Here is a 16,553-nt window from a genome sequence, read left to right as displayed (position 1 = left end):
CGCTTCGCGATGGATTCAAACAGCCCCACGGAGCGCTCGCGCGCTTCCGTGGGCTTTCGTAAGCGGACGGACCCGGAGATGACGATGGCCACCACGCGCGACTACTACGAAGTGCTCGGCGTCGAGCGGACGGCGAATGGAGACGAGATCAAGCGCTCCTATCGCCGCCTGGCCATGAAGTACCATCCGGATCGCAATCCCGGAAACGCAGAGGCCGAGGCGAAGTTCAAGGAAGCCGCCGAAGCCTACGAGGTCCTCAGCGACGACAGCCGCCGAAGGGCTTACGACCAGTACGGCCACGCGGGACTGCGCGGCACGCCGGGGCACGACTTCCGCTCGATGGATCCGCAGGACATCTTCTCGATGTTCGACGAGATTTTTGGCGGAGGCTTTGGCGGGGCATCGCGCGGAGGCGGGCGCCGCCGGCAGCAGGGCGTGGCGCGCGGCTACGACCTCGAGACCCAGGTCGAAATCACGCTCGAACAGGTCCTCTCGGGCACGACAGCCGAGGTCGACTTCACGCGCCTGGACGTCTGCGACACCTGCCACGGCGAAGGCGCCAAACCCGGCACCAAGCGCACGCCCTGCCAGACGTGCGGCGGGCATGGGCAAGTCGCTCAGTCGGGCCTCGGCGGGATGTTCCGCATGGTCACCACGTGCCCGACCTGCCGCGGGCAGGGCACGATCATCACCGAGCCGTGCGAGACGTGCCGTGGTCAGGGCCGAGTTCCCAAGCGCCGCCGGCTCGAGGTCAAGATACCGCCGGGCATCCGCTCGGGTCAGGCCGTGGCCATCCGCGGCGAGGGCGAGCCGCCATCCCCCGAGCAGGCGCCGCACGGCCAGGGAATACGGGGCGATCTGCACGTGGTCGTGCGCGTCACGCCGCACAAGGTCTTCGAACGCGAAGAGGACAACCTCACCATCCGCCTGCCAATCAGTTTCACGCAGGCGGCGCTGGGCGCCAAGGTCCGGATCCCGACACTCGATGGCGAGCACGAAGTCGTCGTGCCCAAGGCCACCCAGCACGGGCGGGTGGTGAAGGTGGCCAATCAGGGATTACCCAACCTTCGCAGCGGACGGCGCGGCGACTTGCTCGTTCAATTGAGCATCGAAATTCCGCAGCGCCTCACGCCCAGGCAGGAAGCGCTGCTGCGCGAGTATGCGGAGACGGAAGATCACTCGGTCCTGCCTGAGACGCAGGGCTTTTGGAATCGAATCAAGGACTTCCTGGCCGGGAAGGAAGACTGAGCCATGAGCGAACGAGAACTTCACGAGGACGAACTCGACCAGGCGCCGGACGACGGCGACACCGTCGATGAAACGCAGGCGCTTATCGAGCAGCTCACAGCCGAGCGCGACGAAGCGACGGCCAAGTACCAGCGCGCGCTGGCCGACTTCCAGAACTTTCAGCGCCGCGCCTACGCCAACGAGGAGCAGGCTCGCCTTCGCGCGCGGGCGGATCTGATCCGCGAACTCGTGCCGGCGCTCGAGAATCTTGACCTCGTCAGCGAGCAGGACCTCGGCCCGGGAAGCGAGAAGAGCGTGCAGCAGGGCGTGCGCATGGTGCGCGATGAGATCCTCAAGGTGCTGTCCGCCCACGGCGCCGCGCGGATCGAAGTGCAGCCGGGTGATGAGTTCGATCCGAACCGGCACGAGGCGATGATGCGTATTGACGCCCCGGGAATCGAAGCCAATCACATTGCCCAGCAGATGCAGGTCGGCTACGCAGTGGGCAATATCGTCGTGCGGCCGGCCAAGGTCGCGCTGGCGCGAGGCGAGCAGTGAAGTTCGCCGACGTAACGGAGTACACGAATGCCAACGTATGACTATGTCTGCCGCGCCTGCGGCCACGAGTTTGAACTCTTCCAGTCGATGACCGATTCGGTCAAGCGCAAGTGCCCCAAGTGCGCCAAGGCGAAACTTGAACGCCTCATCGGCACCGGGGCCGGCGTGATCTTCAAGGGCAGCGGCTTTTACCAGACCGATTATCGATCGGAAGGTTACAAGAAGGCCGCCGACGCGGAGAAGAAGCCGGCGGGCGAAAGCGGCGGCAAGGAGTCCAAGGACAGCAAGCCGGGCTCCTGCGCCTGCGGCGAAGGAACGTGTGCCGCAAAGCCGGCCGACTCCGCCAAAGGCAGTAAGAACGGCAAGGCGAAGTAGAGGCTTCGCCTCAAGCGCCGTGTGATTCAGTCGTGGCCGACAGAACGCGCGGCAGGTCTTCGTAATCCTTCAGCACGCGCACGCTACTGAGCGCAGGATTGACTGCGGCGAGCGAGTTCACTGCCGCCTCCTGCGAGGCGGCGATCTCGAGCAGCAGCCGCCCGCCGGGCCTGATGAAGTGGTGAGCCTCGGCAATCAGCGGCCGCAGGATGTCCAGGCCATCCGCGCCGGCGCGCAGCGCCAAGGCCGGCTCGTAATCGCGCACGTTCGGCGCCACGTCGTCCCACTCCGAATCCGAAATGTAAGGAGGATTCGAGACGAGCACATCCGCCCGAACCGGAGGACGGCGGTCCGCCAGCGGCTCCAGCAGCGAGCCTTCAACGAACTCGATTCGATCGGTCACGCCGTGCCGGGCGGCATTGCCTCGGGCCACGGCGAGCGCCTCGGCGCAAATATCCGTAGCGATGATCCGCGCCGCGGGCAGCACGGCGGCGAGGGTGACGGCGAGGATGCCGCTGCCGGTGCCGATGTCGATGACCGTCATCGCCGTCTCTTGCTGCGCACCCGCGCGGGCGGTCTGCAGGACCTCCTCGACGATCCGCTCGGTGGCAGGGCGGGGGATGAGCACGGCGGGCGTGACGGCAAAGGGCCGGGTGTAGAACCAGGCCTCGCCCAGCAGATACTGGACAGGCTCGTGCCGGCCGGCCCGTTCGACGAGGCCTCGCAGTGTCTTGAGTTCCTCGGGCGCCGCCGGCCGCTCCGTCTCCATGTAGAGCCGCATCCGTTCGCAGCCGATCACGTGCGCCAGGAGCAGTTCAGCGCAAAGCCTTGGCGAATCGAGCGATTTGCGCGTGAAGAACTCCGTCGTCCAGTGGAGGAGGCGGCGCGTCGTCCAGGTTTCGGCGGCGCTGGTGGAGGCGGTCACGTCGCGGCATTGTAGACGCGTGGCCGCGGCGCTCGGCAAACCTGCCTGTCCGGGCGCCGGCGCGATGCGGCGATGTCGGGAATATCCCGCATTCCGCCCGGTGAGGTTGCATCGCATGGTTGTCCGCCGCCGCCGCGTCTAGTGTTCTCCTCTGAGTTTCGTCCGGAAGGACCAGGTGTGGATCTCAAGTCATTGCTCGAACAGGTGCGGGCGCGAGCGCGCGATGCAGATGTCTTCGACTCGGTGCAACTGAATGGCGCCCGCCTCGAATGCCGCGCGCGCGGCTGTGAGAGCGAGGCCTACTTTCGCGTCGAGCCGGATGAGTCCGATCCCGCGCAGGTGTGGGTCAGTTTCGTCACGCCCGACCGCTGGCTGAGCGAGTCCATCGAAGCTGATCTCGAACACACCGGCGACGAGCTTGAAGAGCTCATTGAAGAGGAACTGGCCGAACTCGGCATCGAAGCCGAGATCACCTACCAGCACTACCGCAGTGAAGACCGGCTGTTCACGTTTCGCACGCCGGTCGAAATCGGCGGCCTCGGTGACCTTCGTGCCGCAGTCCAGTTCGCCGCGATGCACCTGCTGGCGTACGAGGCGGCGTTCCGGGAGCTGGGCGACGTGGCTGGGTCGAAGGAAGAGATGTAACGAGAAACGGTGTGGCGAATAGCGCGGCAGACCTTTGGCGACGAATGAGAGTGGTGAGTCATGCGCATCCTGATGCTCGGCTGGGAATTCCCGCCGTTCATAGCCGGCGGACTTGGAACGGCCTGCTACGGCCTGACCAAGGCGCTCGATGCGCTCGGGCATGAGATCACCTTCGTCCTTCCCAAGGCCGTGAATCGCTCGCACGCCTCGCACGTGCGGCTGTTGAGCCCCGAGCAGGTGACGGCGGGGGACGTGGCTCGCGCCGAGCCGGTCCTGCGGCAATACCGAGCCACCGGCGAAGTGCCGGCCGGCGGCGGGGCGGCGCTGCGTGCCGCCGAGGCGTATGACTTCCGCACGTCGGAATTCTCGCACGTCACCTTTCGCGCCGTCCCGTCGGGCGTGAGTTCGCCCTATGGCGCCGGCGCGGGGCTGACGCAGGAGCAGATCGAGGAACTGATCCGCAAGGGCGAGTACGTGCGCCGCGGCGACGCTGCCCAGCAGGGCACACCCGGCGGCGGCCAGTCGCTGGGCGAAATCTCGGCGGCGCAGGCGAGCACGCCGGGCTTTCTCGGGCTCAGCCGGCCGTCCAGCGGCGGCGATTATGGCGGCGATCTGATCGGCGACGTGCGCCGCTACGCCGAACTGTGCGTGCTGCTCACTCGCGGCGAGCACTACGACGTCATCCACGCGCACGACTGGCTCACCTATCCCGCCGGCATGGCCATTGCGAGGCTCACGGGCATCCCGCTCATCGTCCACCTGCACTCGACCGAATTCGACCGCTCCGGCGAAAACGTCAACCGGCAGTTGTACGAGATCGAGCGCCGAGGCATGCACAGCGCAATGCGCGTGATCACCGTCAGCTTCTGGACGCGCAACATCGCCATCCACCGCTACAACGTGAGTCCGGAGAAAATCCGCGTGGTGTGGAACGGCGTGGAGCAGGGTCAGTCGCCCGCGACGGCGCCGACCAAGATCCGCCCGACGGACAAGATTGTGCTCTTCCTGGGCCGCATTACCATGCAGAAGGGGCCGGAGTATTTTATTGCCGCCGCGAAGCGCGTGCTGGAGAAGATCGACAACGTGAAGTTCGTCGTGGCCGGCTCAGGCGACATGGTGACGCGCATGATCGAACTCGCGGCGCAGATGGGCATCGGCCAGAAGGTCCTCTTCACGGGCTTTCTGCGCGGCGATGACGTGGCGCGGGCTTACAAGATGGCGGATTGCTACGTCATGCCCTCCGTCTCGGAGCCGTTCGGCATCGCGCCGCTGGAGGCCATGAGCCATGATGTACCGGTGATCATCTCCAAGCAGTCCGGCGTGTCCGAAGCGCTCACGCACGTGCTCAAGGTCGACTTCTGGGACGTGGACGAGATGGCCAACAAGATCATCGCAGTGCTCCGCCATCCACCGCTGCGCAACACGCTCAAGCGCAACGGCGCCATGGAACTTCGGCTGCTCACATGGGACGGCGCTGCGCGAAAGTGCGTCGAAGTCTACCATGAAGCGGTTGCCGCCATGCAGCGGCGCAAGCCGCGCGTCTGATCCACCGCGCAAGCGACGGACATCACAGTCACAGGGAGGAAGATCGTGAACACGTCTGCGATCCTGAATCATCTCGACAGCCAGTTTGACGCGTCGGTCGAGCGGCTGAGCGACTGGTTGCGCATCCCCAGCGTGAGCACCGATCCAGCCTTCAAGCCCGACTGCCGACGCGCCGCCCAGTGGCTCGCAGACGACCTCAAGTCGATCGGGTTCACCGCCTCGCTGCGCGACACGAAGGGGCATCCGGTCGTGTTTGCACACCATCCGGGGCCCAAGGGCTACGAAGGACCGCATCTGCTCTTCTACGGTCACTATGACGTGCAGCCGCCTGATCCGCTCGAGTTGTGGGACTCGCCGCCGTTTGAGCCGGAGATTGTCGAAGGGCCGCACGGCCAGCGCATCGTGGCCCGCGGCGCCGTCGATGACAAGGGACAGGTGATGACGTTCGTCGAGGCCTGCCGCGCCTGGAACGAGGCCGGCGGCGGCGTGCCGTGCCGCATCACCTGCGTAATCGAGGGCGAGGAAGAGTGCGGCAGCGTCAACCTGCACGAATTCCTGAAGCAGTCGCGCGATGAGCTCGTCGGGCGCGACGCACCCGGCTCGCCGTGCGATTTCGCCGTCGTCAGCGACACGGGCATGTGGGATGTGAATACCCCGGCGATCACCTATTCGCTGCGCGGGCTGGTCTATCTTGAAGTGTTCCTGTACGGCCCGAGCCGCGACCTTCACTCGGGCCTGTATGGCGGCTGCGTGCCCAACCCGATCAACGAACTGGCGCGGATCATCGGCCTGCTGCACGACGGCGATCGGCGCATCACGCTGCCGGGGTTCTATGACGATGTCCTTCCTCTCACGAAGCAGGAGCGCCAGGCGTGGGCGGCACTGGACTTTGATGAACGGGCGTTTCTCGACGAGGCGGGACTGTCGCAGGGCTACGGCGAAGCGGGCTACAGCCTGCTTGAGCGGCAGTGGGGCCGACCCACGTGCGATGTCAACGGCATCAAGGGCGGCTACATCGGACAGGGCGCCAAGACCGTCATCTCGTCATCCGCTTCCGCCAAGATCTCATTTCGCCTCGTGCCCGACCAGGATCCGAAGAAGATTACCGCCGCTTTCCGCAAGTGGATCGAGTCCCAACTCGCGCCCGGCTGCCGGGTCGAGGTTGTGGATCACGGCATCGGCCGGCCCTGCCTGACGCCGATCGATCACCCGGCGATGGCGGCGGCGCGCGCCGCCCTGAAGGAGGCGATGGGCCGCGAGGCGGTGCTCATCCGATCCGGCGGATCGATTCCGATCGTCGAAGGCTTCAAGAGCGTTCTCGGCCTCGAAACGCTGCTCATCGGATTCGGGCTCAATGACGATCGCGTGCACTCGCCCAACGAGAAGTTCGAACTCGCGTGCTTCCGCAACGGCCAGCGTTCGCACGCGGTGCTGCTGCAGCGACTTGCCGCATTGAAGGGCCGCTGATCAGGCGGCGAGTTGATTTGAGAACGAAGCGCGGTGGCGCTCTTCGGCGACGATGCGCTCGGCCGACTGTCGCTTGAGCCGCAGGCGCAGGGAATGCGTGTCGTACTTCAACTGGTGCAACTTCGTGGCGCTCTGCTTCCAGACCGAGAGTACACGGAGCATCTCCATGATGGTGAAGACGATTATCCCGATGATGAGAGGTATCGCGCTTTGCGGAATGGAGCTGAACATACACCGGGCGCATCGACCCGATTCATGTGCGACTTGAGGCCGACCGGCGGCGGGCGACTCAGACCGCCTCGGTGCCGGGGCTCTCGGCGGCGGCGAGGGTGGCGGACCGCTCGGGTGCAGCGCGAGGCGCAGGCCGGGGCGCGATCCGCTCGACGGATCCGCCGGCCCTGCGACTGCGCGGTATGGTGAGCCCGTCGAGGTCGGCCATCTGCTGCTTGCGCCGCGCGGCTTTGACGCCGATCACCACGATGAACCCCGCCATGACGATGACCAGCGCGTACACGACGCGCGCCCGCAGCAGCACGAGCAGCAGCGCGACGCTCGAAAAGGCGATGCTGATCGCGTACAGGACAAACACGGCCCCGACCACGCCCAGTTTGGTTCGCTTGAGCATGTGGTGGAGGTGGTTGTCATCCGGAGCGGAAATGGGCATGCCATTGAGTCGGCGGCGGATGATGGCCAGCGTCGTGTCGAGAATCGGCAGGCCGAAGACAATGAGCCCGGCAAAGACCAGGTGGGTGTAGCCGGTCTCCCCGAGCAGCAGGATGATCACGATGACGGTAAAGCCGACCAGCAGCGACCCGGCGTCGCCAAGAAAAATCGACGCCGGTCTGAAATTGTGAGGCAGGAAGCCCAGCGCGGCGCCGAGCAGCGCGAAGCACAGGATCACGCGGGTGCCGGTGAGTTGCCCCGCCATGTGCGGAAACATCGCCGCCACCACGAGCGTGATGACAAGCAGAGATGCGGCCATGATGGCCGTCGTGCCTGTGAGCAGGCCGTCGAGGCCGTCGATGAGGTTGGCCGCGTTGCATCCGCCGATGACGAAGGCCCCGATGATGATCGCGCCCGTCCAGTAGACGAGGTCGATCTCCACCGAGCCCGATCCGGGCATGATGTCCAGCCGCGAGAGATTGACGGCCAGCCCCATCGCGCCATTCATGAATTCTTCGACGGGATGCAGAAGCCCTGCGGCCACGCGACCACCGATCTGCTCATCCAGCGCCAGCACGGCGGCGGCGGTGAATTGGAGCCCAACCTTGAGATTGGGATCCCAGTGAAACACGTCGTCGAACAGACCCGTGAACATGATGATCGCCATGGCGATCACGATGTTGAGAGGGACGGTTGCGAGCGTAGGGTGGTAGAGAGCCGTGATGTAACTGGTCATGATGCCCGATAGCAGCCCGGCGAACACCGCCACGCCGCCCAGGTACGCCACCGGCTCGCGATGCACCTTTCGCCCCTGGTCGGGCCAGTCAACGATCCTCGCTTTGAGCGCGATGCGCCGCACGAGCGGTGTGACGATCAGCGTCACGAGGAACGCCACCATGAAGACGACGAGATAATCGTTGATCACGCCGTTGGCGGTGAGAATCCCGCCGGGTGATGCTCCTGTCGCCCCGGCGCCGGCATCGGTGCTCCCGCCTGTCGGCAAGTTGAGCAGGCTGCTGCCGGTCTCGTCGTCGAGCGAGCCAAACTGGCGCTGCGCCTGATCGACCAACTGCATGAGTTCCGCGAGCATCGCCGCTTACTCTCCCCCCGGCGCCGCCGACGCGGACGTGCGATCGGCCCCTACGGACTCCATTGACTCGGCCAGGTCCCGGATCGTCTGCATGATGGTAATCGTCGGCTCGAATCCGGTCGCGGTTTCCAGCCGGGTGAGATCCGGCTGCCGCACCGCAACGTCCTCGAATCCCGGGCCGTAGGCGTGGTCGTACGGCACGAGTTCCAGTCGGCTCGTGCTGCCCAGCACCTGGATCACTGTCTCGGCGAGTTGCCGGATGCTCAGCAGTTGGCTGCTGCCGACGTTGTAAACCCCGCCGCGGCAGGCGGGATTGCGAAGCAGCGCGGGCAGGACGGACACGACATCGCGCACGTCGCAGAAGCATCGCTGCTGCGTTCCATCTCCGAAGATGCGCAGCGGCTGGCCCTGCAGCGCGGCCTGGACGAATCGCGGCAGCACCATGCCCCATGAGCCGGACTGCCGTGGGCCGACGGTGTTGAAAAACCGCGCGAGCACGACCGGCAACTGGTGCCGCGCATGGTAGGAAAGCGCCACGAATTCATCCATGCCCTTGGCGTAAGCGTAGGACCAGCGCGTCATCGTGGTCGGGCCGTAGACGACGTCGTCATCCTCGCGAAAGGGGACTTTCGCCGACTTGCCGTAAACTTCGCTGGAAGAGGCCATCAGGACCGGGCAGGCTCGGCCGCCGCGGCCCCAGGATCGCGCCGCTTCGAGGAGTGCGACCGCATTGCGCAGGCTGCCTTCGATCACTTCAAGAGGGCGCTCGAGCACGAGATCGACTCCGACGCCCGCCGCGAGGTGATAGACCTCGTCGAACTGCCTCGCGCGAAGTTGGTCCATGGCATCGACCACGGCAGACCGAACGAGCTTGAATCGATCGGGCGGCAGGTGCGCCACGTTCGCTTCGCTGCCGGTTGACAGGTCATCCACCGCAACCACGCGGCAGCCTTGGGCGAGCAGGCGCTCGGCGAGGTGCGAGCCGATGAACCCTGCGCCTCCCGTGATGAGCGCCGTAGTGGTCGGTGGGTTGGTCATCTGGGAAACGGCCGCAATTGGGCTGCCGGGCGCCCGTCAGAGGCCATGCTCATCTTCCGGCTCGCTGGTACTGGTCCATCTGCTTGAGATTGCGCTTGAGGTATCCTCCGGCTTCGCTGCGCACTGCATTGATGACGACGCCCAGGTGCTCGGGCTTGGCGTCGCGCAATTGCGAGATGAGCCGCGACACCAGGCCGCGCTCTTCCTGCATGCAGCGCACGACGAGCACCGTGGCGTCCACGTGGTTGGCCAGGGTCTGCCAGTCGCCCGAGACGACCGCGGCTGGAGCATCAACGAGCACGAAGTCGAACTTCTGCCTCGCTTCGGCCATGACGCGGCCGAAGCGCGGCGTCGTGAGCAGATCGACCTGCCGGCTCGATTCGCTGCCGGCCGTGAGTACGGAGACTTTCTCCACGCGCGAGTCCTGCACGGATTGATCGAGCGTTGCCGCCCCGTTGAGCACGTCGCCAAGACCCGGCGAGGCCGCCACGCCGAACACCTCGGCAATGCGCGGCCGGCGGAAGTTGCCGTCGATGACGAGCACGCGCCGCTCGCTGCCGGCAAAGCAGGCGGAGAGATTCGAAATCAGCGACGTGCAGCCGGCGCCCGGTTGCCCGCCCACGAGCAGCAGCGAGTGATGCCCATTCTCACTCATGCGGCGCGAGAGCGGGGCGAAGATGTGGCGCACGCTCTCGGCGAGGACGCTGCGCGGCACGTCGACCTGCACGAGTTCGATGCGCTTGGGATGGCTCGGGTCCTCGTCGGTGTGAGGCACGACGCCGAGCACCTGGCCGTGCGGCAGAACGCCGACGCAGCCCGGTCCTCTGATGCGTCGGTCGGTCATCTCGCGGAGGAAAATCGCGCCGGTCGTGAAGCCTGCTACGAGAAAGATGCCCAGGGGCACCATGACGATCAGTTGGGGAAACACCGGGAGCGCATCGGCTTCCGGCGGCTGCGCTTCGCTCGCCTGAAGCGTATCCTGCATCTGGCTGGCCATGACGGCTTCGGTGATCTGCGACTCGAGGGCGTCGCGCCGCGCCTGGGCGCGAGCGAGGTCCGCCTTCTTCGTGTTCACCCACTCGACGGCCTTCTGCAGATCGTTAAGTCTGGCTTCCGCGGCCGCGCGCTCGGTCTCGAGCTGGCTGAGCATCTGGCGGATGCTGTTCTCGTTGTTCCGAGCGGTCTCGAGGCGACCCAGGAAATCACGGCGCATCACCTGGTCGAGTTCGGTGTCAAACTCGGCCTCAGTGGCGCTCAGCCGATCCTCAAGCCCCGTTACGTATCGGTGGTTGTCGCCAAAGCGCTGGCGGGCATCGCGGATGTCCGTGCGCAACTGGAGGATCTCCGCTTCGAGCCGCATGATATTCGGGGCCTGCCGTGCAGCGGCCCGTTCGTCATCATTAAAGGTGAGCGAAGGCTCACTGAGCCGCTGCTCAGCCGCGGCTCTTGACGCCATGACCAGCGACAGGTCCGATTGCCTCTGGTTGATGGACTGGCGAATCAGGTTCAGCGCCATCGCCTGGTCCGAACTCTCGACGTTCAGATTGATTTTGTCGCGCTCGATGCGCTGGGCGATCTGCTCGCCAATCGACTGGATCTCAGATTCCAGCGTCTCGCGCTGGGTGCGAAAGGCGGCGACGGTGCCGGTCTTGACGCGCTCGCGCTCCTTGGCGAGGAAGTTCCTGTATTCCTGGTTGATGGCGGTCAGGATCGAGACGAGGTCTTCCTTCTTTGGCCCCTTTGCGGTGATGCCGACCAGCAGCGAGCCGTCGGTCGAGGCGTCAAGGCGATCTTCGAGGTCCGCCAGGGCGTTGTCGATCTCGATGTTGCCCGACGAACCCATGAACTCCTGAATCCACTCCGTTCGGCGCACCTCCGGCGACGTGATGGCCGGCCTGAGGATGTTCGGGCTGGTGATCATGACCGCGACGGTGGCGATGGACCGGTCCATCTGCTCGCCGGTGACGCTGGATGGGTCGTTGATCGATGCCAGAGTTCGTTTGGGCGGATTGATGCGCCACGTGGTGGTCGCGGAGTAGACCGGAGCCGTCCAGGCCCAGATGAAATGCGCCCCCAGTCCCACGGCAGCGCCGATGACAACGCTCAGCGCGATCCACCAGAAGTACTGGCGCACCACGCGCAGCGGATCGACGGTCGCCACGGCCGCGGCCGGTCTTGCGGCAGAACTGGCGGGACGGGGCAGGCGCGGCGGGCCAGGGCGCGGCGGAGAGGTCGTGGGGGTTGAACTTTGCATGGTCGTCATAGGGTCGATCCCTTCAATCGCGCACCAAATGCCGGTAATCCGGCGAGTCGCCAGTGGTCGCAGCCTTTGGCGCTAGAGGGTCTTGAGAATCTCGTCGATCTCCTTGACTCGCGCTGCGTTGCCCTGCTGCTCGGAGAGGCTTCGAGCCCGCGTGAGTTCGCGACGGGCCGCCTCGACGCTGCCCTTGGCCGCAAGAACCTGTCCGAGGTGCATCCGGGCTGCGGCCTGCTCGAGTCGATCCAAGCTGTCGCGCAGCACCCTCTCCGCGTCATCAAGCCGATTGTTCCGAAACAGCACATAACCATAGGTATCGAGCACCGTCGGGTCGGCAGGATCGGCCTCGTAAGCACGTTTTGCCGGTTCCAGCGCCGCCACCGGGTCGTTGAGGTCGTTGGCGAGGACGAAGGCGAGGTTGTTGAGGGTGCCAAAGTGATCCGGAGCCGATTCGAGCACCCAACGCCACACCTCGACGGCCTTTGCCGGCTCGCCGGCACTGTGGTAGGCCCCCGCGAGGCTCCAGCCGACTTCTTGCTGCAGGCGCGTCTTGCGCTGCGAGGGGGCCATCGCGACGATGCGGCGCCTCGCCGCTTCGAGCCGCTCGATTCCCGCCTGGCGCAGCCCCTCGGGGTCAGTCGTTTGCGGTTGAGTGGAGGCGATGTACAGCGCGTTGCCCAGCAATCCCTGCGGCCAGGGGTCATCGAACGAGCCGAAGCACTCCTCGCTCAGGCTGATGTACTGATCGGGCGCGGCGACCACCGGCAACGTCTGATACCAGTCCTGGATCAGGAAGTCGCGGCGATTCTCATCCGTCACCCGCAGTGTCACTTGGGCCGCTTCGCGCAGGCCCTCCAGGGCCGCCGGCCAGTTCTTCTCGGCCGCCTGCGCCCGGGCGAGGATGAGCCGATGCGTCGGATCATCGCCGACTCCTGCCCCCCACTCCGCGTAGAGTGCGATGACTTCGGACGCGCGCGGCGGATTGTACAGCAGAAAGCCTTGCGAGAGTTTGGCGAGTCGGTCGGCGCTGGGCTGCTTCTCGAACGCCTGCAGGTAGAACGGCGTGTAGACCTCTGGCCGCTCGCCCGTCTTGCGCTCGAGATCGCCGCGAATCGTGAACCATGCGGCGCGATCCGGCTGCAGGTCCATCGCCTGTTGAAGGAGCATTCGCGCTTGCGAGTTTTGGCCTCGAGAGAAGGCGGTTTCAATCATCTCGGCGCGTACCTCATCCTGGTTTGGATCGATCTCCAGGATTCGCCGCCATGTGGCGATCATCGTGTCGTAGTCCGGGCTGAAAGCCCCGGTCGCCGGATCACGTCGCGCCCTCGCCAGATCGACGAGCGTGAGGAGCGGCTTGTGGTCATTGGGGCTCAGCTCCATCGCCTGATCGACATCAGCGCGGACGCGGTTGGCGCGCCCGACGTCGGCCGATTCGATGATGCAGGCGAGGTTGAACTGGGCCCGCGCCGTATAAACGCGTGAATCCTGCGGGTAGCGCGCCACGGCGTCATTGAACAGCCGCTCCGCCGCGTCGATCTCCCGGTTCTGTACGAGCAGTTGCCCGCGAAGCAGCAGCGCTTCGACGCTCGTGCCATTTTCCTTTTCGATCTCATCGAGCAGTTCCGCGGCTCGCGCGCGGTGCCGGGCGGCGCCTGCCGGGTCCTGCGTTTCCGTCGGGCCGGCAAGGGCCAGGTGCAGGTCGATCAGCAGGAGCCCCAAGTGGGGCGTTTCCTCGCCGCTGACAAACGCCTCTTCGTACTTCTTGACGGCGTCTTCCATCCGACCTTGCTTCTCATAGAGAGCCGCCAGATTGAAATCGGCTTCGCGCCGAATGGGATGCTGATACTGAACGGCCCGCTCGGCCGTCTTGATCGCTTCGTCGGTCTGGCCGGTCTCGACGTAGTGTCCCATCAAGGCGAGCATCGCCTGAATCATCATCTCGTTGGACGGCGGGGGAGTTGACTCGATGAACCCAAGCAGTGCGTCTCGCGCTTCCTGCGCCTGGTTCTGACGCTGGTGCCAGAGGGCGCGCGACTGAGCGAGCAGAAGGCGCTCCCGTTCGTCGGCTGGCGTAACCGAATCGAGCACTTCCCTGGCCTCGTCGTACTTCCCGTCGAGTTCGTACAACTGGGCCAGCAGCAGCGAATTTTCGACGCCACCGCCGCTGTCGCGCATGCTCTCGCGGATCTCGATCGCTCGGGCGCGATTGCCATGCATTCCTTCCAGTTCGAGCAGGCGGTTCTGGATTTCGACATCCGAGGGCGCGTAGGCCTGGGCCTTTCGAATACTCTCGAGCGCCTTGGTGTACTCCTCACGCTGAACCTGAAGCGTCGCCAGTTCCTTCAGGGTGGCGACGTTGTCCGGCTCTCTGTCGAGCGCCTTGCCGAAGGCATCGATCGCGCCGGTGTAGTTGCCGGCTTCGCGGTACGCAATGCCCAGGAAGCGCCACACCGCGCCGTCGTAGGGTTTGAGATTACTCGCCTGCAGGAGCGTGGCGATCGCCGCGGCGACGTCGCCGCTGGCCAGTTCATAGCGCCCCCGGTACGTGAGGCCCTTAGCGAGATCGGCATTGGTCTCCTGCGCATGGCGCACCACCTTGAGCATGGCCGAAAGATCGTTCTGCTGGAACGCGAGCCCAAAGTCCCGTTCGATGATGGCCGGTGCATCCGGGTTGATGGCCTTTGCCGCGTCAAACTCCGCATTCGCTTCGGCGGCAAAGCCTCGTTTGGCGTACGCCATGGCCTTGGCCATGTGCCGTTCGAATTCGGTGAGGCCCGCTCGGTCTTCGATCACTTCGCTGATGGCGGCCTTGAGGTCTCCGCCGGCGAGCATCACTCTGAGAATTCGCAGTTCCTCGGACTTTGGATTGATGGCCAGCGCCTCATCGGCGTACTCGATTGCCTTCTCGGTGTTGCCCTGGCTCTGCTCAAGCCGGACCATGTTGAAGATCAGCGCGATGTTCTCAGGATACTTCTGGCGCGCGGAGAGCAGCATCGACCGCGCCTGATCCACTTCCTTCTTTGCCAGCAGGCCGTTGGCCTCGACGATGGCGGCGAGAACCTCGTTATCGACAACGCCGGCGCCGGCCCCGTCGCGTGCGATGGCCAGGCTGTTGCGCAGATCCGTCGTCGCGGGCGAATCAGGATCCAGGGCGACGAGTCGGTTCAGATTCCGCTCGGCCCGGTCGAAGTTGCGCGATGCGAGGTCCGTTTCGATCAGTCCTCGGATGATTCGGGGGCTGACGGAGCCGGCGAGCTGGTCGGCTTGAGCCAGGTATCCGTATGCCGCGCCTATCTGGTTGGACTGGCGCAGTGACGACGCGAGCAGCAGCAGCGCGCTGATGCGTTTGTTGGTCGTGATTTCGTTGTCACCAACCGTGGACAGGTACTGGTTGAAGCGGTTGGCGGCGACTTCGGCCTTGCCGTCGGTCAGTGCCACGCATCCGTCCATGAACAGCAGTTGCGGATCGGTGTCCGAAACCATACTTCGATACTGATTCAGCCTCGCTTTGACCTGGTCGCGCGCCTGTTGCGACGCCGCGGCATCGTTTGGACTCGTCCTTGCCCAGGCTTCGAAGTCCAGATCGAACATTTCGCTGACGGCAGCCGGCCGCAGTTCGAAGAGCTTCACCGAGGGATAACTCACCGGAAGATTCGCGCTCTCGATGATCGCCTCGTACGCGGCCTGCGACTGCTCTGACTCGCCGCTTCGCGCGAGGTATCTGGCCCGCTCGAAGCGCAGACTCGGGTTCTCCGGTTTCGATTCGAGAGCGTGTTCGAGCACTTTCAAGGCGCGAGGCGCGGCCTGGTTTCGATCATCCGAAAGCCCATCAATCACCATCGCCAGGCGGCGGCTCATCCACGGGGGCAGATCAGACTGGTCCAGCGCCATGCGCTCGGCCGTCGCGAGCAACTCCTGCTGCCTCGCCGCCGCGTCGCTCGGGCCCTCCGGAAGCCGGCGCTCGATGGACCGGCGAACCTCGAGCGTCTCCACGAGCGTGGTGGCGACCAGCACGCTGTTCGGATGCGCCTTGAGGTACTCAGTGCCTATCGACTCGGCCTGATCGACCTCGGCCAGTGCTTCACGCGGCTTGGAGCCGGACGCCATCGACTCGGCCGAGAACGCGTGCCACTTCATCTTCGCGGCGGTCGCGACGGCGTCATCGGGCTGCTGCGCCAGCCAGTGATTGAGGTCCTCCATGGCCTGCGCCCGTATCTGCGGATCGAGGCCTGTCTCGCGAACCCGGTGCGCATTGGCAATGCCGCGGAACCGGTATGCCTGTTCCCAGAGCGGGTTGTCGTCGCTGCTCGGCTTGCCTTCGATCATCAGGTTCGCCTGGTCCGCCAGGTACGTCGCATTGCCCGAGCTGATGTCGGGCATGACCAGCTCCAGAATGTGACTGAGCCAGTCAATGTGGTACTGCGGCTCGAAAGGGCGGCTCTCGGTCTTCTTCTTCAGCACACCCTGGGCGTCGCGCCAGTATTTCTCCGCCTCAATCGCGTCGGCGGGCACGATCTTGAGGATGGCTTCGCGCCACGTATCGAGCAACTCGATGTTGCCCTGATCCTGGAAGACCGCTTTCGAGTAGAACTCCTCGGCGGTGCGCCAGTCGCTCGTGGCTGCAGCCGCATCTCCCTTGCGCTGGTAGTACTCGGGACTTCGACGCACGGTGTACCAGGCCAGACCGATTACGCCGCCAGCGAGTACGGCAAGGATGACGATGAGCGGAATGACGACTTTCGTGTTGATCCGAGCGGGCATAG

Annotated in this window: 12 protein-coding genes; 6 read left to right on the top strand and 6 right to left on the bottom strand. The window is 65.1% G+C overall.

What is annotated here, in order from left to right; genetic code table 11:
• Positions 1-84: 84 nt before the first annotated feature.
• Genes dnaJ through IT430_15345 form a run of 3 tightly spaced genes read left to right on the top strand, consistent with a single transcriptional unit; the run spans position 85 to position 2,160 of the window.
• Entirely contained in the window at positions 85-1,248 is a 1,164-nt protein-coding gene (gene dnaJ, locus IT430_15355) for a molecular chaperone DnaJ (GenBank protein MCC6909315.1), read from the top strand.
• Positions 1,249-1,251: 3 nt separating this feature from the next.
• The gene (locus tag IT430_15350) at positions 1,252-1,785 is read left to right on the top strand and encodes a nucleotide exchange factor GrpE (GenBank protein ID MCC6909314.1); all 534 of its coding nucleotides are present in this window, start codon (positions 1,252-1,254) and stop codon (positions 1,783-1,785) included.
• Between the two features lie 27 nt (positions 1,786-1,812).
• Positions 1,813-2,160: a zinc ribbon domain-containing protein gene (locus IT430_15345; protein MCC6909313.1), complete on the top strand. Its 348-nt coding sequence runs from the start codon at positions 1,813-1,815 to the stop codon at positions 2,158-2,160.
• Positions 2,161-2,170: 10 nt separating this feature from the next.
• Here IT430_15345 and prmC read toward each other — a convergent pair whose 3' ends face one another.
• On the bottom strand, positions 2,171-3,085 hold the full coding sequence (gene prmC / locus IT430_15340; GenBank protein ID MCC6909312.1) for a peptide chain release factor N(5)-glutamine methyltransferase: 915 nt from the start codon (positions 3,083-3,085) through the stop codon (positions 2,171-2,173).
• A gap of 177 nt (positions 3,086-3,262) precedes the next feature.
• Here prmC and IT430_15335 point away from each other — a divergent pair, with 177 nt between their 5' ends.
• The 3 genes from IT430_15335 to IT430_15325 are packed head-to-tail and all read left to right on the top strand — an operon-like array spanning position 3,263 to position 6,742.
• Positions 3,263-3,730 carry a hypothetical protein gene (locus IT430_15335; protein MCC6909311.1) on the top strand — a complete coding sequence of 156 codons (468 nt, stop codon included), beginning with the start codon at positions 3,263-3,265 and terminating at the stop codon, positions 3,728-3,730.
• Between the two features lie 60 nt (positions 3,731-3,790).
• Positions 3,791-5,275, top strand: coding sequence for a glycosyltransferase (locus tag IT430_15330; GenBank protein MCC6909310.1), 1,485 nt, complete (start codon positions 3,791-3,793; stop codon positions 5,273-5,275).
• 45 nt (positions 5,276-5,320) lie between these two features.
• Positions 5,321-6,742, top strand: a complete 1,422-nt coding sequence (locus tag IT430_15325; GenBank protein ID MCC6909309.1) for a dipeptidase — start codon at positions 5,321-5,323, stop codon at positions 6,740-6,742.
• On the opposite strand, the gene IT430_15320 is transcribed toward IT430_15325, so the two are convergent.
• The 5 genes from IT430_15320 to IT430_15300 form a co-directional block, all read right to left on the bottom strand.
• Positions 6,743-6,973: a hypothetical protein gene (locus tag IT430_15320; protein MCC6909308.1), complete on the bottom strand. Its 231-nt coding sequence runs from the start codon at positions 6,971-6,973 to the stop codon at positions 6,743-6,745.
• 58 nt (positions 6,974-7,031) lie between these two features.
• Positions 7,032-8,495, bottom strand: coding sequence for an undecaprenyl/decaprenyl-phosphate alpha-N-acetylglucosaminyl 1-phosphate transferase (locus IT430_15315; protein ID MCC6909307.1), 1,464 nt, complete (start codon positions 8,493-8,495; stop codon positions 7,032-7,034).
• 6 nt (positions 8,496-8,501) lie between these two features.
• Entirely contained in the window at positions 8,502-9,533 is a 1,032-nt protein-coding gene (locus IT430_15310) for a GDP-mannose 4,6-dehydratase (GenBank protein MCC6909306.1), read from the bottom strand.
• Between the two features lie 49 nt (positions 9,534-9,582).
• Complete coding sequence (locus IT430_15305) at positions 9,583-11,796, bottom strand: hypothetical protein (protein ID MCC6909305.1); 2,214 nt, start codon at positions 11,794-11,796, stop codon at positions 9,583-9,585.
• 72 nt (positions 11,797-11,868) lie between these two features.
• A complete protein-coding gene (locus tag IT430_15300) occupies positions 11,869-16,551 on the bottom strand; it encodes a tetratricopeptide repeat protein (protein MCC6909304.1) in 4,683 nt (1,560 codons plus the stop codon).
• Positions 16,552-16,553: the final 2 nt, after the last annotated feature.

This window comes from Phycisphaerales bacterium (genome assembly GCA_020852515.1).
Lineage (GTDB): Bacteria > Planctomycetota > Phycisphaerae > Phycisphaerales > UBA5793 > UBA5793.
Note: the sequence above shows the minus strand (reverse complement) of the source record. Positions and strands in the feature narration are given on the sequence as shown.